The organism is Collinsella sp. OM04-5 (assembly GCF_003439125.1).
In the GTDB taxonomy this organism is placed as follows: Bacteria; Actinomycetota; Coriobacteriia; order Coriobacteriales; family Coriobacteriaceae; genus Collinsella.
In genome coordinates this window covers 106300-130202 of the sequence record NZ_QSUU01000008.1, presented here as the reverse complement: position 1 = coordinate 130202, position 23903 = coordinate 106300, and the positions used below count along the sequence as shown (strand labels likewise).

The 23903-nt window shown below is 60.2% G+C and carries 20 protein-coding genes; 14 read left to right on the top strand and 6 right to left on the bottom strand.

Annotated elements, in window-relative coordinates:
• Positions 1-210: 210 nt before the first annotated feature.
• Positions 211-1974 (bottom strand): hypothetical protein, encoded by a 1764-nt coding sequence (locus DXB53_RS06405; RefSeq protein ID WP_117583793.1) that lies wholly within the window; start codon positions 1972-1974, stop codon positions 211-213.
• A gap of 294 nt (positions 1975-2268) precedes the next feature.
• On the opposite strand from DXB53_RS06405, the gene DXB53_RS06400 reads away from it, so the two are divergent.
• The 5 genes from DXB53_RS06400 to DXB53_RS06380 all read left to right on the top strand — a co-directional run bounded on the left by DXB53_RS06400 (position 2269) and on the right by DXB53_RS06380 (position 6309).
• The gene (locus DXB53_RS06400) at positions 2269-3069 is read left to right on the top strand and encodes an SDR family NAD(P)-dependent oxidoreductase (protein WP_006235414.1); all 801 of its coding nucleotides are present in this window, start codon (positions 2269-2271) and stop codon (positions 3067-3069) included.
• Between the two features lie 405 nt (positions 3070-3474).
• A complete protein-coding gene (gene tgt, locus DXB53_RS06395) occupies positions 3475-4614 on the top strand; it encodes a tRNA guanosine(34) transglycosylase Tgt (protein WP_022093813.1) in 1140 nt (379 codons plus the stop codon).
• Positions 4615-4827: 213 nt separating this feature from the next.
• Positions 4828-5586, top strand: a complete 759-nt coding sequence (locus DXB53_RS06390) for a TIGR00730 family Rossman fold protein (RefSeq protein ID WP_117583792.1) — start codon at positions 4828-4830, stop codon at positions 5584-5586.
• Positions 5587-5698: 112 nt separating this feature from the next.
• Positions 5699-5998, top strand: a complete 300-nt coding sequence (locus tag DXB53_RS06385; protein WP_117583791.1) for a type II toxin-antitoxin system RelB/DinJ family antitoxin — start codon at positions 5699-5701, stop codon at positions 5996-5998.
• 2 nt (positions 5999-6000) lie between these two features.
• A complete protein-coding gene (locus tag DXB53_RS06380; protein ID WP_117583790.1) occupies positions 6001-6309 on the top strand; it encodes a type II toxin-antitoxin system YafQ family toxin in 309 nt (102 codons plus the stop codon).
• 64 nt (positions 6310-6373) lie between these two features.
• On the opposite strand, the gene DXB53_RS06375 is transcribed toward DXB53_RS06380, so the two are convergent.
• Positions 6374-9358 carry a DEAD/DEAH box helicase family protein gene (locus tag DXB53_RS06375; RefSeq protein ID WP_158549276.1) on the bottom strand — a complete coding sequence of 995 codons (2985 nt, stop codon included), beginning with the start codon at positions 9356-9358 and terminating at the stop codon, positions 6374-6376.
• Positions 9359-10099: 741 nt separating this feature from the next.
• Positions 10100-10960 carry a DegV family protein gene (locus DXB53_RS06365; RefSeq protein WP_158556505.1) on the bottom strand — a complete coding sequence of 287 codons (861 nt, stop codon included), beginning with the start codon at positions 10958-10960 and terminating at the stop codon, positions 10100-10102.
• A 123-nt stretch (positions 10961-11083) separates the two neighbouring features.
• On the opposite strand from DXB53_RS06365, the gene DXB53_RS06360 reads away from it, so the two are divergent.
• The 9 genes from DXB53_RS06360 (at position 11084) to DXB53_RS06320 (ending at position 20693) form a co-directional block, all read left to right on the top strand.
• Positions 11084-11779, top strand: coding sequence for an HAD hydrolase-like protein (locus DXB53_RS06360; RefSeq protein WP_233503828.1), 696 nt, complete (start codon positions 11084-11086; stop codon positions 11777-11779).
• A gap of 55 nt (positions 11780-11834) precedes the next feature.
• The gene (locus DXB53_RS06355) at positions 11835-13271 is read left to right on the top strand and encodes a M20 family metallopeptidase (RefSeq protein ID WP_117583785.1); all 1437 of its coding nucleotides are present in this window, start codon (positions 11835-11837) and stop codon (positions 13269-13271) included.
• Positions 13272-13590: 319 nt separating this feature from the next.
• Entirely contained in the window at positions 13591-14529 is a 939-nt protein-coding gene (locus DXB53_RS06350) for a phosphate ABC transporter substrate-binding protein (RefSeq protein WP_117583784.1), read from the top strand.
• A gap of 25 nt (positions 14530-14554) precedes the next feature.
• Positions 14555-15463: a phosphate ABC transporter permease subunit PstC gene (pstC, locus tag DXB53_RS06345; protein WP_117583783.1), complete on the top strand. Its 909-nt coding sequence runs from the start codon at positions 14555-14557 to the stop codon at positions 15461-15463.
• Positions 15456-16382 (top strand): phosphate ABC transporter permease PstA, encoded by a 927-nt coding sequence (gene pstA, locus DXB53_RS06340; protein WP_117583782.1) that lies wholly within the window; start codon positions 15456-15458, stop codon positions 16380-16382. The genes pstC and pstA overlap by 8 nt, the downstream gene beginning before the upstream one ends.
• Entirely contained in the window at positions 16379-17254 is an 876-nt protein-coding gene (gene pstB / locus DXB53_RS06335; protein WP_117564461.1) for a phosphate ABC transporter ATP-binding protein PstB, read from the top strand. The genes pstA and pstB overlap by 4 nt, the downstream gene beginning before the upstream one ends.
• A gap of 203 nt (positions 17255-17457) precedes the next feature.
• On the top strand, positions 17458-19317 hold the full coding sequence (locus tag DXB53_RS06330) for an ABC-F family ATP-binding cassette domain-containing protein (RefSeq protein ID WP_117583781.1): 1860 nt from the start codon (positions 17458-17460) through the stop codon (positions 19315-19317).
• Between the two features lie 6 nt (positions 19318-19323).
• The gene (locus tag DXB53_RS06325; protein WP_117583780.1) at positions 19324-20094 is read left to right on the top strand and encodes a Cof-type HAD-IIB family hydrolase; all 771 of its coding nucleotides are present in this window, start codon (positions 19324-19326) and stop codon (positions 20092-20094) included.
• Between the two features lie 209 nt (positions 20095-20303).
• The gene (locus DXB53_RS06320; protein ID WP_117583779.1) at positions 20304-20693 is read left to right on the top strand and encodes a metal-dependent transcriptional regulator; all 390 of its coding nucleotides are present in this window, start codon (positions 20304-20306) and stop codon (positions 20691-20693) included.
• A gap of 413 nt (positions 20694-21106) precedes the next feature.
• Here DXB53_RS06320 and DXB53_RS06315 read toward each other — a convergent pair whose 3' ends face one another.
• The 3 genes from DXB53_RS06315 to DXB53_RS06305 all read right to left on the bottom strand — a co-directional run bounded on the left by DXB53_RS06315 (position 21107) and on the right by DXB53_RS06305 (position 23806).
• Positions 21107-23059 carry a heavy metal translocating P-type ATPase gene (locus tag DXB53_RS06315; protein ID WP_233503827.1) on the bottom strand — a complete coding sequence of 651 codons (1953 nt, stop codon included), beginning with the start codon at positions 23057-23059 and terminating at the stop codon, positions 21107-21109.
• Positions 23060-23159: 100 nt separating this feature from the next.
• Positions 23160-23378: a cation transporter gene (locus tag DXB53_RS06310; RefSeq protein WP_117583778.1), complete on the bottom strand. Its 219-nt coding sequence runs from the start codon at positions 23376-23378 to the stop codon at positions 23160-23162.
• A 62-nt stretch (positions 23379-23440) separates the two neighbouring features.
• The gene (locus DXB53_RS06305; protein WP_055285819.1) at positions 23441-23806 is read right to left on the bottom strand and encodes a helix-turn-helix transcriptional regulator; all 366 of its coding nucleotides are present in this window, start codon (positions 23804-23806) and stop codon (positions 23441-23443) included.
• Between the last annotated feature and the right edge of the window lie 97 nt (positions 23807-23903).

Here is a 23903-nt window from a genome sequence, read left to right as displayed (position 1 = left end):
GCGGGGGCTCCTGTCGTTTCCGTGCCCCTGGATTGGGTCATAGTGTCTGTCGTTGCCAAAACACCGGCATTTCTTTGGTTGTCAAGAGGATGCCGCTCTAGCGGGTTTTCGCTGTCCGCGCCAAAACATCGGCGTCGCCTTTGTTGGCACTTGGGGACGTTCCTTATGTGCCGGCACCTGGGGACAGTCCTTGTAATCGTTGGGGAGTGGTTACTTGCTCGCGAACAGCCAGATCAAGATGATCACGAGAACTACGGCAACGATGCAGACGATGGCGCCGGTGAATTTGATGCGTGAGTCGCGGGTACGCTCGCGCACCGCGTCCTCGGTGGCCTCGAGCTGGGCGACTTCTCGCTCGGTCTCGGTGTGTTCGGCTTTGTCTCGGGCCAAGGATCCTGCAAGCGACTCAGTGATCTCTGGGTGGTCGTGCACCTCGGTCGCCTGTTCGATGATCGACTGCGCATGTGCGGCATCTGTTTGGGCGTTGGCGATGGTCTGCTCCTGGTCGCGGCGTGCCTTGTCCTCGGCAGCGATCTTCTCGCGCAGTTCGCGCTGACGAGTCTCGGCGGCGGTCTTCGCCGTCTGCAGCTCGTCGCGCGCGGCATCGGCTTCGGTCGTCACGGCTTGGTGCGCGCGTTTTGCGCCGGCGATAGGGGCTTGAGCCTGCTCGACGGCCTGCTCGGCTGCGGCAAGCGAGTGCTCAAGGTCGGCGGTGATGCGCGGGACATCTTCTTCGGCTTTACGCAGGGCATCTGCCGTGTCGGAAATCTGCATCGAGAGCTCGCTGGTGCGCACCGTATAGTTGGCGGGATTTGCCGAGGGATTGCGTTGCAGCTCGGCATACTCATGACGCAGCGTCTCGAGCTGGGCGCGCGTGGCGTCGACGGTTTGTTGTGCGGCGGCAATGCCGGCGTCTCGCTCTGCCTTCACCTTGTCGCGGATGCGCTTGGAATCCTCAAGACGTCGAACGAGGCGGTTGCCGGTCTCGCGTGAGCTCGCCTCGCGGGCCTCCACGGCGTCGAGCGCGGCCTTCAGGCGGAGCTCAGTCGCGTCATCCTCTGTCTTCATTTGTTCGAGCTGACCCTTGAGCTCTGTCGCTTTGGAGGTGTGGGCATCACGGTCAATCTCGGCGGCCGCTGCAGTCTTTTGGGCCGTGGCAATCGCCTGGCGCTGGTCGGCGACGATCTGGTCGTAGCGGCCTGCGATATCCTGGCGCGTCTCGAGTTCCTCGGCCTGATCGGCAATGCGCTGCTCAAGTTCGGCCAGGTGGGCGCGGGCATCGGCAAGTGCCTTTTTCGCGGCGTTCATCTCGCGCATGGCCGAGGCGCCCTGGGCGATAAAGGTACCCACGGCGTTCGCAGTGTTCGAGACAGCGGTCCCCAGATCGCGGCTCGCGGCGGAGGAGTGCGGGGCGGTCGGGCGAGCGGTGTCGGCAGCGTCCGCATCGGCAGCCTGCGGCACGGCGATATTGCCGGTACCGCCCTCGATTACAGAAAAGCCTGCTGCGTGCGGGTCGACCGCATCGGCGCCAATCGTGGGATGCTCGAGCTGCAGAAACGAGGGCATGGTGCTGCCCTGGTCGGCAACCGGAGTCTCGCCGGGTACGAAGGTCGAGGCTGCCTCGGCGGCCTCCTCTTCCTCGGCGTCAACGTCAGCGTCGGCCACGGCGTCTTTCATCGCTTTGACGGCATCCATCATGGAGTCCATGACGGCGTCGAGCTCTTCTTCCGAAGAAACCTCGATAGGGCCCGCAGCTTGCGGAGCAGCATCCTGTACGGGGTGGTCGTCCTGAGCGGGCGCATCGTCGTTTTGCTCGCCTGCATCTTCGGCGCCGGGGGTTTCCGCCGTAGCGCTTTCGTCTAAGATGGGGTCGTCGAGGCCAATATCATCGCAGGTCACAGCATCAGCATCTGCAGTGACGTCTGCGGAATCATCAATATGCTGTTGAGTCTGGGGGTCCAGCTCGTCTGTCATAGGCATGTGCTCCTCATCGTTGTTTGTCACCCTATGATAAAGTCTCGCGCCGACATCCCGCGCGCTGCAGCAAAGTTTCAAAACGTGTTCGATGGCTCGCGTCGATAGCAAAAACTCGGCCACTTTATCCAGTTTGTACTTGACAATCCCTTCGCCGAAAGACGTTATGCCGTTCGCCTGCCGAGGCCTTTTCTTTTCACTTGAACCCGTTAAAGTTGCATTTCAGCTTTTGTCGCGTTTATTTGGATGCGCGCAGTCGGCGGGTGCGCCCGTCGCGATTTGAAAGGACTTTATATGGGACTTTTCACTGGTAAGACCGTGATCGTCACCGGCGGTGGCAAGGCCACGCTCAAGGACGGCTCCGCTGGCTCCATCGGCTACGGTATCGATATCGCTTTTGCCAAGGAGGGCGCAAACCTCGTCATTACCGGCCGCAACGTTGCCAAGCTCGAGGCTGCCAAGGAATCCCTCGAGGCCGAGTACGGCGTCAAGGTTCTGCCTGTTCAGGCCGATGTCTCGGCTGGTCAGGACAACGAGGCCGTCGTCCAGAACGTCATCGACAAGGCTATTGAGGAGTTCGGCCGCATCGACGCCGTCGTCAACAACGCTCAGGCCAGCGCCTCGGGCGTGACCATTGCCGATCACACCATGGATCAGTTTAACCTGGCCATTTACTCTGGCCTGTATGCCACCTACCTGTACATGCAGAAGGCCTATCCGCACCTGAAGGAGACCAAGGGCTCCGTGGTCAACTTTGCTTCGGGCGCCGGCCTGTTTGGCAACTACGGCCAGTGCAGCTATGCCGCCGCCAAGGAAGGCATCCGTGGTCTGACTCGCGTTGCCGCCAACGAGTGGGGCAAGGACGGCATCAACGTCAATATCGTTTGCCCGCTTGCTTGGACCGCCGCGCTCGAGAACTTCCAGGATGCCTATCCCGAGGCGTTCAAGGCCAACGTCCACATGCCGCCGGCAGGCCACTACGGCGACGTCGAGAAGGAAATCGGCCGCGTTGTCGTTCAGCTCTGCGGTCCCGACTTTAAGTATATGAACGGCGAGACCGTCACCCTCGAGGGTGGCATGGGCCAGCGTCCTTAGGGGTTCCGCCGTTCTACCGAACGGCGGACCGGCCGACGCTGCGCGGTCACCAGAGCGACAACTTGTCATTCAAAGAGGGCGGCATGACCAGAAGGTCTATGCCGCCCTCTTTTCATGCCAATTTGTTCGCCCTGGCGACCGCTCGCTGATGTTGTCAGAGCATCGGCGTTACCAGAGCATCGGCGTTGTCGGCAGTTGGGGACAGTCCCTAAGTGCCGGCAGATTGGGACACTCCTTTGCAAGATGGCGCTGAAGGCTGTCCCCAACGTCTAGTCGTTTAAGAACGTCCCCAACGACTAGCGCGGGAACCTGATCCTAATGCACTAGTTTCTGTCGAGTCGGTGCTTCTTGCGGGTTGCCCGTATAATGGTTTGCGTATGAACCGCAACCAAGGAGTTCCAGTTTATGGACCAGAACCTTTTTAAATTCGACCTGATCGCCGAGGACCCTACGACGCACGCGCGTGCCGGCGTGTTGCACACCCCGCACGGTGACATCGAGACGCCGATCTTTATGCCCGTGGGCACCAAGGCAAACGTCAAGGGTATTCCCACCGAGACCGTCAAGCAGCTCGGCGCCCAGATCGTGCTTGCCAACACCTATCACCTGTCCATGCGCCCCGGCGAGGACACCATCGCCGAGCTGGGCGGACTGCATAAGTTCATGAACTGGCACGGCCCCATCCTCACCGACTCGGGCGGATTCCAGGTCTTTAGCCATAACGACGCCGTCAAGCTCACCGACGAGGGCGTGCGCTTTATCGTCAACGACTACGACGGTCGCCACGTGTTCTGGACGCCCGAGGACAACATGGAAATCGCCATGAAGCTCGGTTCCGACATTTGCATGCAGCTCGACCAGTGCCCCGGCTATCCTGCCACGCGTGCCTATGTCGAGCGCGCCGTGGAGCTGTCGAGTATGTGGGCCGAGCGCTGCTACAAGGCTCATACCCGTGATGACCAGGCACTTTTTGGCATCGTTCAGGGTGGCATGCATCTGGATCTGCGCCTGCGATCGCTGCGCCACCTGGAGGAGTGCGGCGACTTCCCCGGTTACGGCATCGGCGGCTACTCGGTGGGCGAGGACCACGAGACCATGTTCGAGACACTGGCGCCGCTGGTTTCCGAGTATATGCCTAAGCACAAGCCGCGCTACCTCATGGGCGTCGGCAACCCTACCACGCTCGTGCGCGGCGTTGGCGTGGGCATCGACATGTTCGACTGCGTGCTGCCGACGCGCACCGGCCGCATGGGTACGGCGTTCTCCAGTGAAGGTCGCCTTAACTTCCGCAACGCGCGCTTTGCGCACGACGACGGCCCCATCGATCCCACCTGCACCTGCCCGGTGTGCACGGGCGGCTACAGCCGCGCGCTCATCCGTCACATGGTCACGCAGAAGGAGATGCTCGGCGGTATTCTGCTGTCGATGCACAACATCTATTACCTGCTCAACCTTATGCAGCGTGCCCGTCAGGCCATTATCGAGGGCCGCTACGGCGCGTTTGTGAGCGACTGGATGAACAGCCCTGCGGCGGTGGACTACTAAGAGCGGCGCGGGCGCTTGCAGAGCGCGGGCAATGGCAAGGGGCGAGCACCGGCCGGTCATCACGTTCGCTAACACCGTCTGCGCGACCGATGACCGATAGCTTGCAAGCACTTGATGCATCGTGGGTACCATCCCGAATAGTTGATGTTCGGGCGGGTGTTTGGCGCATGGCGTCGACCCCGCCCGTTTTTCTTTTTCTCGATAGGAGTACCCATGATTAAGAACGAGAATGTCGAGGGCGAGCCAGCCTACGACGAGACGTACCGCCGCGGCCCCGTGGTCATGCGCGGCCCCATGATTCCCAAGGACAATACCTACGCCAACCTGCTGGCGCCCGAGGACTCGACCGACTGGCTGCATGCTGATCCGTGGCGCGTGCTGCGCATCCAGGCAGAGTTTGTCGATGGTTTTGGCGCGCTTGCCGAGCTTGGTCCTGCGGTGACCATCTTCGGTAGCGCCCGCACGCCCAAGACCGATCCGCTCTACAAGGCGGCGCGTACCGTCGGGCGCAAGATCGCGCAACGTGGCGTGGCGGTCATCACCGGCGGCGGCCCCGGCATCATGGAAGCGGCCAACAGGGGAGCGGCGAGTGTCAACGGCAAGTCGGTCGGCTTGGGTATCGAGCTGCCGCACGAGCACGGGCTCAACAAATACGTGAACCTTGGCATGGACTTCCGTTACTTCTTTGTGCGCAAGACCATGTTCGTCAAATACAGCTCGGGCGCCATCGTGTTTCCTGGTGGCTTTGGTACGCTCGACGAGATGTTCGAGGTGCTCACGCTGGTACAGACGCACAAGGTCAAGCGCATGCCGCTCGTTTTGGTGGGAACCGAGTACTGGCAGGGCCTGTTCGACTGGCTCAACGGCCCGGTGATGGACGCCGGTATGATTAGCCCGCTCGATCCGGAGCTGGTGCACATCGCCGACGACCTCAACGAGGCCGTTGACATTGCCCTGAGCGGGCTGATGTAGGGTGCTGTGACTGTTGTTATAGCAATGTGAACGGCATACTGATGCTATTTAACATCAGACTGCCATCGAAATTGGGTATACTGATGCAAAAGACGAGGCGAGGAGGTCGCGTATGTCTACTGCAACGGTTAAGCCTACGACGGTTCGCATCGAAGAGGGGCTCAAGGAACAGGCGACTGAGTTCTTGGATACGGTTGGTCTGAGTCTCAATTCGTATCTCAACCTTGCTGTTCGGCAGCTGGTAAATCAACGAAAGATTCCTTTTGAGATCGTAGGAAGGGCGGAGGTGCCCAACGAGGCAACGAGGCGTGCCATGGTGATCGCCGAAGCTCATGAGTTGGGGATTCTGCCGGACGACAGCCCGTCATTCAATAACGCTGATGAGCTTATATCATTCCTCGATGAGGACTAGCGATGTTTGAGATTAAGGTCGAGGCTCAGTTTAAGGCGGATTACAAACGGACGATGCGCATCCATCCGCAGCTAAAAACCGAGTTTAAGGCGGCAGTCGCAGAGCTTGCGGCTCACGGCTCGCTTCCCGCGGAATATGGTGCCCACGAGCTTTCAAACCCGGGCGGCAACTACAACGGCCACATCGATTTCCATCTATCCGATGGCTTGGTCGATGTGGTCGTTCTCTACTTGCCGCATAAGACTAATCCTGTGATCCGGCTGGTCAGAATGGGCTCGCATGAGGAACTATTCCAGGGCCCGCAGGGCTGATTGCTCGCTTATGATTCGCGGGGGAATAGGGATTGATTCGCGGCCGATTGGCCAAAAATGGCCCCTATTCCACCGTAACTGTTGGAGACGTCCCGTTCGTGGCTGCGACCTCCGGTTCTCCTCTTCGCTGGATTTCGCTTAAAAGTTCGGCTGCAACTTCGCTGCTTTTGAAACGGATGCTGCAGTCCTCTTTCTTAGGAAAGGCCAGTAATGGAATGGTTCCGTACCAGACGGTTTCCTCGTCAATTACTGACGCGCACAGGCGCCCTTCGGCTTTGATGGAATAGTCGACGTTCATCTCGGTAAAAATCGCTTTCACGTCATTGTGCGGAGTCGAGGCAATTGAAATCTCAAGGGCAATCCCACGGGCGGCGGCGCCTGTGAGTACGGCAGCGAGCTTTGCGAGGCATGCAGCGGATGCGTAGGGCGCGGCAATAAAAATGCTTTTCGTTGCGCGCGCGATGTCATCCGCTAAGGCCTCCACGGCCCTTGCCGGCCTAACGAGGATGTTTTGATCGGCCCGTTTGTTGTCATTTGCTGCAAAGACTTCATATCCTAGCTTTGCGTAGGTCTTGAGTCTCTTCTGGTACATACGCGCGAGCATGGGTATCGACAAATCAACATAGTCGAATATCTCAACCCGCTGCTTGCCCTCGTGACTTCTATGTAGTCTGCCTGCCTGCTGCGTTATGCTGCCGTCCCAAGATATCGGTGTGGCAATGAGCAGAGTGTCAAGGTAAGACAGGTCGAAACCCTCGCTCAGAAGGCCTTCGGTTGCGATGATAATTCGATGCTCATGCTCGAAGCCGGGAAGGCTGTTCAGTATTGCCTTTCTTTCTTTGGCGTCGATTTCTCCGGTTAAGAGTATAGGTTCGTGTCCGCGGCTTTGAAGCAGCCTACATAGCTCTTCGGCATGTTTTTTCCTTTTGGATAGCACAAGCGGATGTCGACCGTTTGACGCGGTCTCGAGGGCATCGTCGACAATTGCTTCGTTTCTCGCTGTGTGCGCACACAGGAGATCGAGAACTTGATTAAAGGACGCCCCTGGTTCGTAGGCGGGTAGTCGAACTCCGGTAAAACGCGGCCTAACAACGCGCTGAATTCCCTGTTGGATTGCTTGCGTTTTTGGATCAATGGCATGGCGAAGCGGGCCGCAGAGCATTGAGAGTGCTCGCGTGAGTCCGTCCGAGCGTTCGGGCGTCGCGGAAAGGCCGTATACATATTTGGCTGGAGCGGACTTGAGGACGAGCTCAAGCTGTGGTGCGGCTGCATGGTGACATTCATCACAGATGATGAGGCCGTAATCACGAACGAACTCCTTGGCTATTGGTTCTTCGGTCTGGGGGTCCTTGCTGGACAAAGACTGGAATGAAGCAACGTCGATGAGATGGCTTATGGCGGTTTTGCCTCCTCCGATTTGACCAATGAGCGGAGGCTGCCTTTTGCTGATTCGTCCTTTTGGGGTTCGGACGGGCTCTCTGTTGTCCGTGATGTCGAGAAATCGTTCGAGCTGGGTTTTCCATTGGGCAATGAGCGCAGTCTTGGGAACGATGACGAGCGCTGGAAGACCGATGGCAGCAATAAGATAGGCTCCAATGACGGTTTTCCCGAAACCCGTCGGTGCAGACATGATCCCGTCTTCATGGCCGAGCATTTGTTCAGCGGCAATTTGCTGTTCAGGGCGAAGAGTCCCTTTAAATGTCATTACAATTGGATTTCCAGACTGGCGCTTGTCTGAATAGTGGGCAGCAACGCCGGCTTCTTGAAGCAGCCGCTCAAGCTGAGTCTTGCAGCCTCTGGGAATCGCGACGCAGCCGTCTCTAAGTTCGCTGAGGTCTATGTACCGCGGTTTGCCGAATACCGATTGATGCATAGATTGCGCGCGGAAGAATTCTGGGTTGGCAAATGTTGCAAGCCTGCGGACTTCCATTTGAGCTGCGGGACTCAGAGATTTTTCGGGGATATAGAGCATATCGGCCTGCGTGACGGACAGCGATGACGGGAGGTCCCGCGGTGTGAGCGGAAGCCGCTTTCGCGGCCTCTGGGAATGCGGTGCGGCGGTGTTTGCCGCCGTCGCAGCCGCTATTCCGTGCGACCTATTGTCGATGCTCTCGATCAGATTTTGCACCGTCGTGCGCGGGATTAACTGGATTTGAGAAAGGTAAAGCCATTGATCGGGAAAGGGCTCAAATTGCTCGTCAACAAATACGCTGTTCCCTTTTCGCTGCGCTTTTCCTTGAAAAGGCAGCGCTATGAGATTTCCAAAGCCTCCCTCAGGAATGGTGGACTGTGCGGGCAGCATCCGGTCAAAAGCTTCAAAGGTGATTGTCTTGTTGAGCGCCGCCGCTTCGGTGATAAGGCTGCTTCCAAATTCTCGTGCGATCTTCGCGCTGGTGAGCTCTAGGAAGAAAAACCAGACATGTGTGCCGTTACCTGATCTCGATCGCTCGACTGCAGCATCGATTCCATGGTTTTTTGCGACAAGCCGAATGGCGTTTGTCGCTTCTTTCCAATCGGCTCCGTCAAAGTCGATGACCAGGACTTTTGTGTTGCTGTCATTATCGAGAACATATTGACCTATGACGTCTCGGAGTCTGTCGTCACTGCCCTTGAAATGGGAGATGATCGCGGTATCGCTCAACTCGGGGAAGACGCGGTTGCCGCATTCAGCGCATTTGGTTTTCTGACGATTTGCTTTGGGACAAATGCCTGACTTCCACTCGTTTGCGCAGGCGGGCGTATAGCCGATTCCCCCGTCTTTTCTGCGGTACCCATGGGCGTAAACATCTTTGCGGCCAGTAAAGAGATTGCGAAAGAGCTCGAGTTTGTCGCGCGCTGGGCTCGCACTGGTGACGACACCCTCGACCTGCGCCCGTCTATCGAAAGATTCGCCAGCTTTCTCCCATTCTTCCAGTGTTGCGTAACGGATGTCTGGACCGTTGCCGCAGATGACGATTTGGCTGTGCGGCTCCGATACATGGGCGACGATTTTCTTGAATTGGAATAGCGTGCCCCCGATGAGGGCGTATTGATGCGTGACGGTGCTCATGTAAATGCCGTTCTTGTCGGAGTTCATTGAAATGAGGGTACGTTATTTTGATTTTTAAGGGACTCGGCTCTGATTTTGGTTCGGCGATAGCGGAGTACAGCTCCGTGAGTGGTGTTTGGCTGATGTCAAAATGTGCGGTAGCTGTTGCTGAATGGGTTTTGGCGGCCATGAGGTGGGCTGGAGGCGCAGGAAACTATCCTCGAATAGACCCTGTGGGCAAAAAATGGCAAATATGAGTACTGTGGTTTGAGCAGTAACATATCATCAGGAAAGTATTTAAGACCAATCGATTCGGATTGGATATAATCAACCCTATAAACATGGCGATTCGGGACTTTATGACGCTCGGAATTGGCGGAAGACGGCAAATTCAGCCAGATTTCGCTGTTACTAAACTGGTAACAGTACTCATATTTGCCATTTTTTGCCCAGAGGGTATCGCAAGGGGGTTGGACAAAGCATCGATCGCCGCCAATTTCTCGATTGGCTGGTTGGGCGGCAATGAAGTTGCGGCGTAATGGGAAGCGTTTCGCGGCCTTTTGGCTAAAACGGCCCCTTTTCCGCCGCGACTCCTAAAAAGACGCCGGCGCGCCTTGAGTTGCGGCGCGTCGGCGTGATGGCTTTGTTGTGGCTGGGTGTACTTCGGTTGTTCGACGGCTTTGGCATGTCCGATCTTGCCAGGCAAGCCTTTGTTACTGTTTAACGTTTGCCCAGATAAAACCTGCCAAAATAAACCTGTCCCTAATTGGCAGGTTGGTAGTGGGGGCAGTAGCTGATGGCTATTGCGTCGACGCCTACATGGGTGGCGATGATGCAGCCGATGGGGCCGGTGCCGGCGTCTACGTAGTCTTGGCCCGCGAGCGCTTGGCTGACGAGCTCCTGCTCCTCGGCGGCGCCGGTCGTGAGCACGCGCACGCTTGAGCCCGGGTGCTCGTCCAAAAACGTGAGGCAGTCTGCCATGGTGCTGGCGACGATACGCTTGGCGCCGCGGCCCTTTTTGATGGCCTTGATCTCGCCCGACTGCCACTCCGGCGAAACGGCTAGGCGAATGTTGAGCATCTGCGTGAGCTGGCCGGCGAGCTTGGGCGCGCGGCCGTTCTTAACGAGGTTCTCGAGCGTGCGGGGAATCAGCAGCAGGTGGGCGTCGGGCAGCGTCGCGCGGATCTGCGCCTCGGTCTCGTCCAAGCTGCGGCCGTCTTCGCGCATGGCCAGTGCGTACTCCACCAGCAGGCCCTCGGCGCCCGAGCCAGTGCGCGAATCGATGCAGCGCACGTCGAGCTCGTGGGTCTCGGCGACCAGGCATGCGTTGGAATAGCAGGCGGACCATTCGCTGCACAGCGAGATAAAGATCGCGCTATCGTGGCCGTCGGCGCGCACGCGGTCAAAGAGTGCCTTGAACTCGCCGGCGCTCGGCTGCGAGGTGTGTGGCAGCTGCTCGGAGCCGGCCATGCGGGCGACGTATTCCTCGGCGGTAATCTGCACCTGGTCGAGCAGGTCCTCGCCCTCGATAATCACATGTAGCGGAATGACGTAAATGCCAAGCTCTTGAGCACGGGCGGGGGAGATGTCCGACGTGGAGTCGGTTATGATGGCAAAAGACATAATTGCACCTTTCATTGGGGCGCTTGCGTGCCGCCTTCTGAGAGCAAAGTGCGACAAGTATAGTGGAGTCATTCCACATTTCTAGGTTCAATTGTTGAATAGTCAACAGTTTGAAGTGTCGGTGTGGAAATCATCAACTGGGGAAGAGGAATGCCGATGGAGGCGTTGGAGATATGCAGGCGGCCGGTTGTGCTGTTCGATTTTGACGGCACGGTGGCCGATACGGGCCGGGCGGTGATGACCTCGACGCGCAAGACGTTGGCCGCGCGCGGGTTTTCGGAGGCGCAGATGGGTGACCTGCGCCGCATGATCGGGCCGCCCCTGTGGAAGAGCTTTCACGACTTTTATGGCTTCTCCCGCGAGGAGTCGCTTGTGGTGGCTGACGAGTACCGTGCCTTTTTTGATGAGCTGGGACCGGAAGAGTATCCCGTGTTCGACGGAATCCCCGAGCTGCTCGATGGCCTTGTCGCGCAGGGACATCGCTTGGCCGTGGCAACGTCACGCATGGAGGCGAAGTGTATCGACATGGTGGGAGAGCTGGGACTTTCTCAGTTTGAGGCGGTGGTTGGCATGAATCCGCCGCAGGGGCGCGAGACCAAGGCCGATTCGGTCCGCGACGCGTTGGCGGCCTTGGGTGCGGTCGCGGACGAGGCCGTGATGATCGGCGACCGTTTTAACGACGTTGAGGGCGCGCACGCGATGGGCGTGCCGTGCATCGGCATTTATTCGGGTGCGGCGGCGCCGGGGGAGCACGAGGCGGCGGGCGCCGATGCGGTGGTGCACTCGGTGGCCGAGCTTGCTAAACTTTTCGCTATCTAATAGACGTAATGTGAGGGGCGGGCGTGATCGCCGCTCATGGGTTAGGAGGTCGTCCATGAATCAGGTGGAGCAGAGCGTTGCCGAGTATGTTGACGAGGTCTGGGAAGATGTCGTCGCCGATATCGAGCAACTGGTGAGCTATCCGTCCGTGGCAGTTTCTGCCGATGCAGAGCCCGGCGCGCCGTTTGGCCGCCCGGTCCGTGACGCGCTCGACTGTGCGCTCGGCATCGCGCAGAAGCTTGGCTATCAGACGAGCGACGACGAGGGCTATGTGGGCATTGCCGATATCCCTGGCCGCGGCGACAAGCAGCTCGCGACCATCTGCCACGTGGACGTGGTGCCCGCCGGCCCGGGTTGGAACACCGACCCGTTTGCGCTGGAGCGTCGCGAGGGCTGGCTGCTCGGCCGCGGCGTTATCGACGACAAGGGTCCGGCGGTGCTGTCACTCTACGCCGGCGCCTATCTGCTCAAGCACGGCATTACCCCGCGCTATACTTTCCGCGCGCTGCTGGGCTGCGATGAGGAAGTGGGCATGTCCGACGTTCACCATTATCTGGAGAACCACGCAGACCCCGACTTTTTGTTTACGCCCGATGCCGAGTTTCCGGTCTGCAATGCCGAGAAGGGCCAGTTTGGGGCGACGTTCGTGAGTCCCAAGATCGACGGCGGGCGCATCGTGTCGTGGAGCGGCTCCGAGGCGAGCAATGCCATTCCGTCGCAGTCCATCTGCGAGCTCGCGATTGCCGCCGATGAACTGCCGGCGCCCGTTGAGAACGCCGACCGCCTGGAGATCACGGCGCTTGATAACGGGCATGCGCAGATTTTCGCCCACGGTATTGGCGGCCACGCTTCGATGCCTGAGGGCACCATCAACGCCGTCGGCCTGATCGTGTCGTATCTGCGCGAGGCCGAAGACGCGTTTGGTGCACGCGACGAGCGCCTGCTGACGCCTGCCGAGCACGAGTTCGTCAAGTTCCTGGCCTTTGTGCATGCGGATGCCTATGGCCGCGGCCTAGGTATCGATGCGACGAGTCCGGCGTTTGGCCCGCTTACCTGCAACGCTGGCGTCATCCGCGTGGCGGATGGCCATATTGAGCAGGTCATCGACGTGCGCTTCCCCGACAGCACGAGTGCCGATACCATCCGCGAGCAGCTCGAGCCGCTCGTGGGCCGTTTTGGCGTGACGTGCCAGCTGGGTCGCGCGAAGGTGCCGTTCTCGGTGTCTGCCGACGATCCGGCCGTGAAGGCGCTTATCGATACCTATAACGAGTTCACCGGCAAGCATGCCGAACCCTTTGCCATGGGCGGCGGCACGTATGCGCGCAACTTTGCCCGCGCCGTCTCGTTTGGCCCCGAGGAGACCGGTCTGGAGCTGCCCGAGTGGGGCGGCCAGATGCACGGTCCCAACGAGTGCGCCAACGAGGAACAGCTCAAGCAGGCGCTCAAGATTTATATCGTCGCAATCCTGCGCTTGAACGAGCTGGAGCTTTAAGGCTGCGGCGTTTTAACAACTTAGCACCCCTTTCGTCCGGGCTTTTTAAGTTGCGGTGGAATAGTTCCTAAAAGAGGCTGCCTGATGGCCAAACAGGAACTATTTCACCGCAACTTCGTTTTCATTGGTGTAAAAGGTGTGCCATGTTCGACGCTGGATTGTTATTCGTTTGTAAAGGCTGGGCCGCACTTGCGGTAAGGGTCTATCAAATGCCCGTAAGAAACAGCAGTTGGCGCGGGCGTTGCCTGGTCGGGAACGTATCTTTCCATACAGCAAAGCGGGCAGGGTGCCCGCGAGTCGCATGTATGAAAGGAAGATCATGCTCGATCAGGCTTATTCTCGTCGTCAGTTCCTCGGCCTCGCTGGTGGTCTTGCCAGCATCGTCGGTCTCGGTCTCGTTGGTTGTGGCGTCTCCGGTGCATCCGACGCCGCCGACAAGGGTAGCGCCGCCGCTGCCGAGTCCGTCTCCGGCGAGGTGACCTACGACGGCGCCTCTTCGTTCCAGGCTCTCGTCGAGGCCGCTGCCGAGAAGTTCATGGATGCCAACCCCGACGTCTCCGTCTCCGGTTCGGGCAACGGTTCGGGCAAGGGCCTGACCGCTGTCGCCGCCGGCACCGTTACCATCGGTAACTCCGACGTCTTCGCCGAGACTAAGCTCGAGGCCGATCAGGTCAAGAACCTCGTCGACCACGAGGTTGCCGTCGTGGGCATGGGTCCCGTCGTCTCCAAGAACGTGAAGGTCGACGACCTGTCCCTCGAGCAGCTCAAGGGCATCTTCTCCGGCCAGATCACCAACTGGAAGGAGGTCGGCGGTGACGACGCCAAGATCGTCGTTCTCAACCGCAAGGCCGGCTCCGGCACCCGCGCCACCTTCGAGGCCGCCGTCTTTGGCGACGAGGCCGTCGACTTTAAGGGCGACGCCGAGCTCGATAAGTCCGGCGATGTCCAGACTCAGATGGGCAGCACCGACAACGCCATCTCGTACCTCGACTTCTCGCACTTCGACGACTCCAAGTTCAACGCCATCAAGGTCGAGGGTGTCGAGCCCAAGAGCGCAAACGTCACCGACGATTCCTTCAGGATTTGGGCTACCGAGCACATGTACTGCGCGAAGGACGCCGACGAGGCCACCAAGGCCTTCCTGGAGTTCATGCTCTCCGACGACGTCCAGGGCAAGCTCGTCGAGGAGCAGGGCTTTATCCCCGTCTCTGCCATGAAGGTCGTCAAGGACGCCAGCGGCAAGGTCTCCTCTAAATAAGTAATCGCCCCCGGAAAGGTTTGCAATGGCAAAACAGCTGCCAAAGCGCGACCTTGAGAACGTGGGCCTAGTCGTCACGGGCGCGTGCGTAGCGCTCGTGACGCTTGTCGTTGCCGCGCTCATCTTTATGGTCGCCCAAAAGGGCCTCTCGGCTTTTCTCAAGGACGGCGTTTCGATCGTCGAGTTCTTTACCGGCACCAAGTGGGACCTGGCCAACACGGCCGAAAACGGTCTGCCCTATACCGGCGCCCTGCCCCTGATCGTCACTTCGTTTGCGGTCATGGTGCTCTCCACGCTTATCGCGCTACCCATCGCCATCGGCTCTGCCATCTTTGCGGTCGAGATCCAGCCTAAGTTTGGTTCCAAGGTCTTCCAACCACTGATTGAGCTTTTGACCGGCATTCCCTCGGTCGTCTTTGGCCTGATCGGTTTTCACGTGGTCGTCGGTCTTATGAAGAGCGTTTTCCACGTGAGCACGGGTCTGGGTATCTTGCCCGGCGCTATCGTGCTGGCAGTCATGATTCTGCCGACGATGACCACGCTTTCGGTCGATGGCCTGCGCGCTGTGCCCGACAGCTACCGTCAGGGCTCGCTCGCGCTGGGCTACACCCGCTGGCAGACCATCTGGCACGTGGTGCTCAAGTCCGCCATGCCGTCGCTCATGACCGCGGTCATCCTTGGCATGACCCGCGCCTTTGGCGAAACGCTCGCCGTGCGCATGGTTATCGGCGGCATCGAGGCCATGCCGACGTCGCTGCTGTCGCCTGCCTCGACCATTACCACCACGCTCACCACGTCCATGGCGGTCTATGCCGAGGGCTCGGCCCAGGACGACGTTCTGTGGGCGCTCGGTCTGCTGCTGATGGGCATGAGCCTCATCTTTATCCTGATCATCCACCTTATCGGCTGCAAGGGGGCGAAGGCTCGTGGCTAGCACGCGCATCCACATCGACGAGGCGAGACTCGGGCGTGTCCAAAAGCAGGACCGCATCGCCACGGGCGTGCTGACGGCGATTGTCGCCATCGTCATGCTTATCGTCGTCTCCATGGTGGCCTACATCCTGTTCGAGGGTATCTCGACGCTGTTCCAGCCGGGCTTTCTCACGCAGCCCGCACGCGCCAACGGAACGCAGGGCGGCGTGCTCTACCAGCTGTTCGACTCGTTCTATCTGCTGCTGATCACCCTGGTCATCTCGGTGCCCATCAGTCTGGGCGGCGCGGTCTTTTTGGTTGAGTACGCGCCCGATGGGCCCATCCGCGACATCGCCTCCACCGCCATCGAGACGCTGTCCTCGCTGCCCTCCATTGTCGTGGGCATGTTCGGCTTTCTGGTGTTCTCGGTGCAGCTGGGCTGGAAGTACTCCATCATCTCCGGCGCCGTCGCGCTTACCATGTTCAACATCCCCATCCTGGTGCGCGTGATCCAGCAGGCACTCGAGGACGTGCCGCAAGCCCAGCGCGATGCGTGCCTGGCCATGGGCCTCACTCGCTGGGAGGCCACACTGCACATCCTGATTCCCGAGGCCATGCCCGCCATCGTGACCGGCATCGTGCTTTCGGCCGGCCGCGTGTTTGGCGAGGCCGCGGCGCTGCTCTTTACCTCGGGCATGAGCTCGCCGGTCCGCCTCAACTTCTTGAGCTTTAACCTGTCGAGCCCCACCTGCGCCTGGAACGTGTTCCGTCCCGGCGAGTCGCTGGCCGTGCACATCTACAAGATCTATGGCGAGGGCAGCCCCGAGGCCCAGCAGATCGTCTGGGGCACCGCGGCACTGCTGATGATTTGCGTGCTGCTGTTTAACGTAGTCGCCCGTATCGTGGGCAAGCAACTGGCAAGGAAGATGACGGCCGAATGAGCGATATGAATGCAACGCCCGCAACCGAGGCGGCCACGTCCGACACCCCCCAGGACTTTCTGTCGAGCGTGGGGGAGAGCGAGAGGCGCGTGCGCGTGAGCGGCAAGGCCGTGAGCGACGAGGTCGTGCTCTCCGCCAAGGACGTCAACGTGTACTATGGCGACCACCATGCGCTGCACAATACGTCGCTCGACTTCCACAAGGGTGAGATCACGGCGCTCATCGGGCCTTCGGGCTGCGGCAAGTCGACCTTCTTGCGTAGCCTCAACCTGATGAATCGCGAGATTCGCCGCTGTCGCGTGGAGGGCGAGATCAACTACCGCGGGCGCAACGTGAACACCAAGACCGAGAACACGTACGAGCTGCGTCGCTCCATCGGCATGGTGTTCCAGCAGCCAAACCCCTTCCGCAAGTCCATTCGCGACAACATCACCTTTGCGCCCAAGCGCCACGGCATCACCGACCGTGACGAGCTCGACCGCATGGTCGAGGAGAGCTTGCGTGGCGCCGCGCTGTGGGACGAGGTCAAAGACAAGCTCGACAAGAGCGCCTACGCGCTTTCGGGCGGTCAGCAGCAGCGTCTGTGCATTGCGCGCACGCTGGCGCTCAACCCCGACGTAATCCTGTTTGACGAGCCCTGCTCGGCGCTCGACCCCATCTCGACGCTGGCGATCGAGGACCTCATGTCGTCGATCGTGGCCGACCGCGCCATCGTCATCGTGACGCACAACATGGAGCAGGCGTCGCGCGTGTCCAACCGCACGGCGTTTTTCTACATGGGCGATATGGTCGAGTACGACGAGACCGACGAGATTTTCCAACGGCCCAAGGATAAGCGGCTGAATGATTACCTCACCGGCATGTTCTCCTAGTCCGGGACATGCTTGAGGCCCGCGGCGGCCACGGTTGCCGCGGGACTGATTGGAGAGGCGGGTCATCTCTTGCGGGAGATGGCCCGCCTTTTTGTGTCGTGTGCTGGTGCGCTTGCCCAAAACCACCACGAAGGCGCCCGTCCCCTTTGTGGTGGTTTTCGCTATCATGGAGAACGTTGAATTTCTACGAAGGAGCAGGGCATATGGCGATTCTTTTGGGATGCGATTCCGTCAGCCTAGAGTTTCCCACCAAGCATATTTTCGATAGCGTGACGCTCGGCGTGGACGAGGGCGACCGTATTGGTATTGTCGGCAAAAACGGCGACGGCAAGTCGACGCTGCTGAGCGTGCTCGCCGGCACGCTGGAGCCCGATGACGGACGCGTGACGCACCGCCGCGGCATCACGATCGGTCTACTCGGCCAAAAGGACCAGCTTGTCGATACCGATACCGTGCATCATGCCGTTGTGGGTGACGCCCCCGAGTACGAGTGGGCGTCGAGCCCCCGTACGCGCCAGATTCTGGCCGGTCTTATTAGCGATGTGCCCTGGGAGGGCATGGTAGGCGAGCTCTCGGGCGGTCAGCGCCGCCGCGTGGACCTCGCGCGCCTGCTGATCGGCGACTATGACGTGCTCATGCTCGATGAGCCCACCAACCATCTGGACATGCGCACCATCAACTGGCTTGCGCGTCACTTAAAGGCCCGCTGGCAGCGCGGTCAGGGCGCGATGCTCGTGGTCACGCACGATCGCTGGTTCTTGGACGAGGTCTGCACCAGCATGTGGGAGGTTCACGACGGCCAGGTCGATCCCTTCGAGGGCGGCTATTCGGCATATATCCTGCAGCGCGTGGAACGCGACCGCATGGCCGCGGTTACCGAGGAGCGCCGTCGCAACATGGCACGTAAGGAGCTCGCGTGGCTGAGCCGCGGTGCCCAGGCGCGCTCCACCAAGCCCAAGTTTCGCGTGGATGCCGCTCGCGAGCTGATCGCCGACGTGCCGCCCGTGCGTGACGAGCTGGAGCTCAAGCGCCTGGCCGTGAGCCGCCTGGGCAAGCAAGTTATCGATGTGGTCGACGTGGACGCCGGCTATGCGGATACCGATGGCGCGCCCAAGCAGGTGCTCAACGACGTGACCTGGCTCATTGGTGCGGGCGACCGCTATGGTCTTTTGGGCGAGAACGGCGCCGGCAAGTCGACTTTGCTCGACGTGATCCAGGGCAAGATCGCGCCCCTGCGCGGCCGCGTGAAGATCGGCCAGACGGTGCGCTTTGGCGTGCTGTCGCAGCAGCTCGAGGAGCTCGAACCCTACATGGGCGACACGATCCGCGAGGTGCTCAGCCACTATAAGAAGTACTACGTCATTGACGGCAAGGAGACTTCACCCGAGAAGCTCTGCGAGCGTCTGGGCTTTACGACGCAGCAGCTCTGGAGCCGCATCGGCGATCTTTCGGGCGGCCAGCGCCGTCGCCTGTCGCTGTTGCTGACGATCCTGGACGAACCCAACGTGCTCATCTTGGACGAGCCCGGCAACGACCTGGATACCGATATGCTGGCGATTGTCGAGGACCTGCTCGACGGCTGGCCCGGCACGCTGATTCTGGTGACGCACGACCGCTTTTTGATGGAGCGCGTGACTGACCAGCAGTGGGCGCTGCTCGATGGCCATCTGACGCATATGCCTGGCGGCGTCGACCAGTACCTGCGCCTGTGCAACGCCACCGCCGAGGGCGAGCCCGTGGGTGCACCGAGCGCCAAGACCGGCACGTTTGACACCGGTGCCGCGGCGGCTGCGGCCGAAAAGCCCAAGTCGAGCGGCCAGCCCAATGGCCTTTCCAACGCCGAACGCCAGAAGCTTCGCCGCGAGGTGAGCTCGCTCGAGCGCAAAATGGAGACGCAGCGCGCCCGCGTGGAGGAGGCCGAGGCCGCGATGGCTCAGGTCGACCCCACCAACTACACGGCGCTGGGCGAGCAGCAGGCAAAGATCGACGAGGCCCACGCCGCCATGGACGAGTTGGAGCTGGCGTGGCTCGAGGCGAGCGAGAGGCTCGAGGGCGAGGAGTAGGCGAGGATGATCAAGGCCGCGTTTTTCGATATCGACGGCACGTTGCTGAGCTTTAAGACCCATCGGATTCCGGCGTCGGCGCAGCAGGTGCTCGACAGCTTTCATGAGCAGGGGATTGCGTGCGTGATCGCCACGGGTCGCCCGACCTATCAGATGCCCGATTGGCTGTTCGAATTGGGTTGGGATGCGTACATTACGCTCTCGGGCCAGCACTGCTTTGATGCCGAGGGGGTTTACCGCAGCTGCCCGATCGATCCGGACGACGTTGCGGTGATCGTGGACCAGGTGGCGCAGGGACGCTGCGACTCGCTGTGTATGCAGGGCGAGAACTCGTTTGTGAACCGCCTGTCCGAGCGCGTGGTGACGGCCGGCAACAACGCGGGGATCGTCTACCACGAGGAACCGTTTGAGCGCGCCTTTGACGCACCGGTCTACCAGTTCTGCGCCTTTGTGGACCCGGCCGACGAGCATATCGTGACCGATGCGGTGTCGCATTCGCTCACTACGCGCTGGTGCGATCTGTTCTGCGACATTATTCCGGCAAACGGCGGCAAGGACCTGGGTGTGGCGGCGACGCTGGAGCGCCTGGGCATCGACGCGAGCGAGGCGATTGCCTTTGGCGACGGCGAGAACGACCTGTCGATGTTTGCCGCCGTGGGCACGAGCGTGGCCATGGGCAACGCGCAGGATACCGTGAAGGCCGTGGCGACCTACGTGACGACCGCCGTGGACGACGACGGCATCTACAACGCCGCCAAACACTTTGGCCTGCTGTAGCTGCGGATTCGGCATCTGGGGACGTTCCTTTTCTGCCGGCAGCTGGGGACACTCCTTGCGGGGCGTCCCCATTTTGTTTTCGTCCCGCATGTTTTGTGAAACACGGCTAACTTTTAGGCAAAGTAGTAAGACATGGGCAACTTTTGCGGTAAAGTAAATCAAGCAAAAGTATCCAAAGGCTAACTAGAAGCCATCGCGAAAGGCGGCCCATGGCCCTGCGTGAATCTGGAGAAGACTATCTCGAATCTATCTATGTGCTCTCGGAACGGCAGGGTACCGTTCGTTCGATTGACGTTGCCGAATACCTTGGCGTAACCAAGGCAAGCGTCTCCAAGGCCATGGCGACGCTGGAAAGCAACGGCTATGTCGAAATGGGCAAGCGCGATGTGCACCTGACGGAGCGAGGGCTTGAGGTCGCCCGCCAAATGTGGGAGCGTCACTGCTTTTTTGTAGAGCTGCTCGAGGAAGCAGGCGTTTCGGCAGAGGTTGCCTCGCAAGAAGGTTGCCACATGGAGCATTGCCTGAGCGAGGAGAGCTTCGAGAAGCTGAGGGCGATGTTGAGCAAGGAAGATGCGACGGGTCCAACAACGGAAGCCTAATTGACCCCCAATAGTGCGGAGTTCGCGCAAAACGCGAACCAGCGAAAGGGGATAGGGGATTCGAACAACAGCGAGTCCGACGCAGTTCAAAGTGGAGCAATCGGTGCGCGACGCCACCACAGCTGAGCCATCTCTGCGTTCCCAAAGAGGCGCGCTGTCACGCGCCAAAGGCGCGGGACAGCGACCGGGACCAGTAGCCCCATCAACTAAGTCCAACTCAGACAAGGAACCCCGCCAGCAAGCGATGCCCAAGAACCGCCAGCAACGTCACCGCAGGCCGGGTCCGGGCTTGGTTTTGAAAACATTCCGCGAGGCCCGTCTTTCCGTTGCTCCGCAGGAGCAGGAAAGACGGGCCTCATGCGCGAGGACGTTTTCAAAACCAAGCCCGGCCCCGGCCGGAGGGACCACAGGCGCTACAGGTTCTTGACACCCATCGCGCGCATGGCGTTCAGGATGGCGATGATCGCCACGCCCACGTCGCCAAAGACGGCAAGCCACATATTGGCGATGCCGAGCGCCGCGAGCACCAGAATCAGCAGCTTAATGCCCAGCGCAAAGATTATGTTCTGCCAAACGATCGTCATGGTCTTGCGCGCCACGCGGATCGCGCGGGAAATGTTGGACGGCTTGTCGTCCATCAGCACCACGTCGGCGGCCTCGATCGCGGCGTCGGAGCCCATGGCGCCCATGGCAATGCCCACATCGGCGCGCGTAAGCACAGGAGCGTCGTTGATACCGTCGCCGACAAAGGCGAGCTTGCCCTTGCCCGATTCGGCCGCGAGCAGTGCCTCGACGCGCTCGACCTTGTCACCAGGCAACAGCTGCGCATGGAACTCGTCGAGACCGAGCTGTTTGGCCACGGACGCCGCCACTTCCCCGCGGTCGCCCGTGAGCATGACGGTGCGCTTAACGCCGGCGGCGTGCAGGTCACGAATCGTTTGCTCGGCATCGGCCTTGACGGTGTCGGCGATGACGATATGGCCGGCATAGATGCCATCGACCAGCACGTGGAGAATGGTGCCGACGACCTCGCAATTGGGTGCTTCGATGTCGGTGGCGGCGAGCATCTTGGCGTTGCCGACGACGACGGGCTTGCCGTCGATGGTTGCCGTCACGCCGTGGCCCGCGTCATTAGTGGAATCCGTTACGCGCTTGGGATCGAGCTCGCCCTGGAAGGCGGTACGTACCGACTGCGCGATGGGATGGTCGGAGAACGACTCGGCAAGGGCCGCGACTTCGAGCAGCGACTGCTCGGTATAGCCTGCCTCGGGGTGCACCGCGACGACCGAGAATGTGCCGTTCGTGAGGGTGCCGGTTTTGTCGAAGACGACGGTGTCCACATCGGCGAGCGTCTCGAGGTAGTTAGAACCCTTGATAAGGACGCCCAGCTTGGATGCGCCGCCGATGCCGCCAAAGAAGCTCAGCGGCACGCTGATCACCAGCGCGCACGGGCAGCTGACGACGAGGAAGGTCAGGCCGCGCAGGATCCAGTCGGACCAAGCGCCGGTCACCAGGCCGCCGCCGAGCGCGAGTACCGCGGCGGCGCCAGTGACGGCGGGAGTGTAGACGCGGGCAAAGCGCGTGATGAAGTTCTCGGTACGTGCCTTCTTTTCGCTGGCGTTTTCCACGAGCTCTAGGACACGAGCGACGGTGGATTCGCCAAATGGCTTAGTGGTGCGCACGTGGATGAGGCCCGTCATGTTGATGCAGCCGCTGATGATATCGTCTCCGGTTTTGGCCGGGTGGGGGACCGACTCTCCCGTGAGCGAGGCGGTGTCGAGTTGCGTCTCGCCCTCGACGATAACGCCGTCGATGGGCACGCGCTCGCCGGGCTTGACGACGATGACGGTGCCGACGGTGATGTCATCGGGGAAGACCTGCTCGAGCGTGCCGTCGGTCTGCTCGACGTTAGCGTAGTCGGGCGCGATGTCCATCATGGCACTGATCGACTTGCGGCTCTTGCCCACGGCGTATGCCTGGAACAGCTCGCCGACCTGGTAGAACAGCATGACAGCGGCACCTTCGGCCATGTGCGGGTCGGTGTCGGGGAAGAGCACCATGGCAAATGCACCGATGGTCGCGACTGCCATAAGGAAACTCTCGTCGAAGGCCTTACCGCGGCGGATGTTGTTAAATGCCTTTTGCAGTACGTCATGGCCGGCGATCAAAAACGGCACGAGGAACAGCACAAAGCTGGCATAGATGTCGCCGGGCTCGCCGAATGTGGCAGTGAGGGCACCGAGCTCGTCGAGGGCGTACACCACCGCAAAAATGCCTAGCGCTACCAGGATACGGCTGCGTTTATGCTCGAGTGACTCTTTTTTCGTGCGCTTCTTCTTTTTCTTTTTGGGGTCGGCGGTGGCCATGACTCGTATCCTCCCATTTGAATGTATGAACACTCGCTCATATAATTTCGCGAGCAAAGGCCGCGGCAAGCGCGGCCCTGAAGATTGGCGTGAACCTGGGCTAGAGAATGATCTCGCAGTCCGGCTCGGCGTCGGCGGTGAACTCCACGACGCGGTCAAGGACCTCGTCGAACTCGGCGTCATCAGCCTCGAGCGTCAGCTTCTGGGTCATAAAGTTGACGGACACGGATTTGACGCCCTCGAGCTTGGCCAGCTCGTCCTGAAGCTCGCGCGCGCAGTTGGCGCAGTCGATCTCGTCGAGTTTAAACTGCTTTTTCATGTTGGGTTCCTTTCCCGTTTTTGCGGCTTGGGTGCAGGCCGCGCTGGTACCGTGGTTGGTCGCTATTCGCAGATGTGGCTCATGCCTTGGTTGAGCATGGTATAGACGTGATCGTCGGCAAGCGAGTAGAGGATATTGCGCCCGTCGCGCCGGAACTTGACCAGGTGCGACTGCTTAAGCGTGCGCAGCTGGTGCGATACTGCCGACTGCGAGGTTTCGGTCGCTTCGGCGATGTCTGCCACGCAGAGCTCGCGACCCATGAGGGCGTAGAGGATCTTGATGCGCGTGGTGTCGCTGAAGACCTTGAACAGGTCGGCGAGGTCGTAGAGAAGCTCCTCGTCGGGAAGGTCCTCGGGCGAGCAGGTGGTGGGGATCGCGGGCTCGGTGGCCTCGATGTCGGGTTTCGTTTCATCAACGCGGATGCTCATTGCAATATCCTTTCATATGAACATGCGCTCATATAACTTACTTCCGATTATATGAGCGCATGTTCATATGTCAATACAATTTGCGATAATTTCGATG

What these genes read in the sequence shown, in the direction of transcription:
- DXB53_RS06405 (WP_117583793.1), bottom strand. Translation starts at nt 1,974, where the DNA reads ATGACAGACGAGCTGGACCCCCAGACTCAACAGCATATTGATGATTCC.
- DXB53_RS06400 (WP_006235414.1), top strand. Translation starts at nt 2,269, where the DNA reads ATGGGACTTTTCACTGGTAAGACCGTGATCGTCACCGGCGGTGGCAAG.
- tgt (WP_022093813.1), top strand. Translation starts at nt 3,475, where the DNA reads ATGGACCAGAACCTTTTTAAATTCGACCTGATCGCCGAGGACCCTACG.
- DXB53_RS06390 (WP_117583792.1), top strand. Translation starts at nt 4,828, where the DNA reads ATGATTAAGAACGAGAATGTCGAGGGCGAGCCAGCCTACGACGAGACG.
- DXB53_RS06385 (WP_117583791.1), top strand. Translation starts at nt 5,699, where the DNA reads ATGTCTACTGCAACGGTTAAGCCTACGACGGTTCGCATCGAAGAGGGG.
- DXB53_RS06380 (WP_117583790.1), top strand. Translation starts at nt 6,001, where the DNA reads ATGTTTGAGATTAAGGTCGAGGCTCAGTTTAAGGCGGATTACAAACGG.
- DXB53_RS06375 (WP_158549276.1), bottom strand. Translation starts at nt 9,358, where the DNA reads ATGAGCACCGTCACGCATCAATACGCCCTCATCGGGGGCACGCTATTC.
- DXB53_RS06365 (WP_158556505.1), bottom strand. Translation starts at nt 10,960, where the DNA reads ATGTCTTTTGCCATCATAACCGACTCCACGTCGGACATCTCCCCCGCC.
- DXB53_RS06355 (WP_117583785.1), top strand. Translation starts at nt 11,835, where the DNA reads ATGAATCAGGTGGAGCAGAGCGTTGCCGAGTATGTTGACGAGGTCTGG.
- DXB53_RS06350 (WP_117583784.1), top strand. Translation starts at nt 13,591, where the DNA reads ATGCTCGATCAGGCTTATTCTCGTCGTCAGTTCCTCGGCCTCGCTGGT.
- pstC (WP_117583783.1), top strand. Translation starts at nt 14,555, where the DNA reads ATGGCAAAACAGCTGCCAAAGCGCGACCTTGAGAACGTGGGCCTAGTC.
- pstB (WP_117564461.1), top strand. Translation starts at nt 16,379, where the DNA reads ATGAGCGATATGAATGCAACGCCCGCAACCGAGGCGGCCACGTCCGAC.
- DXB53_RS06330 (WP_117583781.1), top strand. Translation starts at nt 17,458, where the DNA reads ATGGCGATTCTTTTGGGATGCGATTCCGTCAGCCTAGAGTTTCCCACC.
- DXB53_RS06325 (WP_117583780.1), top strand. Translation starts at nt 19,324, where the DNA reads ATGATCAAGGCCGCGTTTTTCGATATCGACGGCACGTTGCTGAGCTTT.
- DXB53_RS06320 (WP_117583779.1), top strand. Translation starts at nt 20,304, where the DNA reads ATGGCCCTGCGTGAATCTGGAGAAGACTATCTCGAATCTATCTATGTG.
- DXB53_RS06315 (WP_233503827.1), bottom strand. Translation starts at nt 23,059, where the DNA reads ATGGCCACCGCCGACCCCAAAAAGAAAAAGAAGAAGCGCACGAAAAAA.
- DXB53_RS06310 (WP_117583778.1), bottom strand. Translation starts at nt 23,378, where the DNA reads ATGAAAAAGCAGTTTAAACTCGACGAGATCGACTGCGCCAACTGCGCG.
- DXB53_RS06305 (WP_055285819.1), bottom strand. Translation starts at nt 23,806, where the DNA reads ATGAGCATCCGCGTTGATGAAACGAAACCCGACATCGAGGCCACCGAG.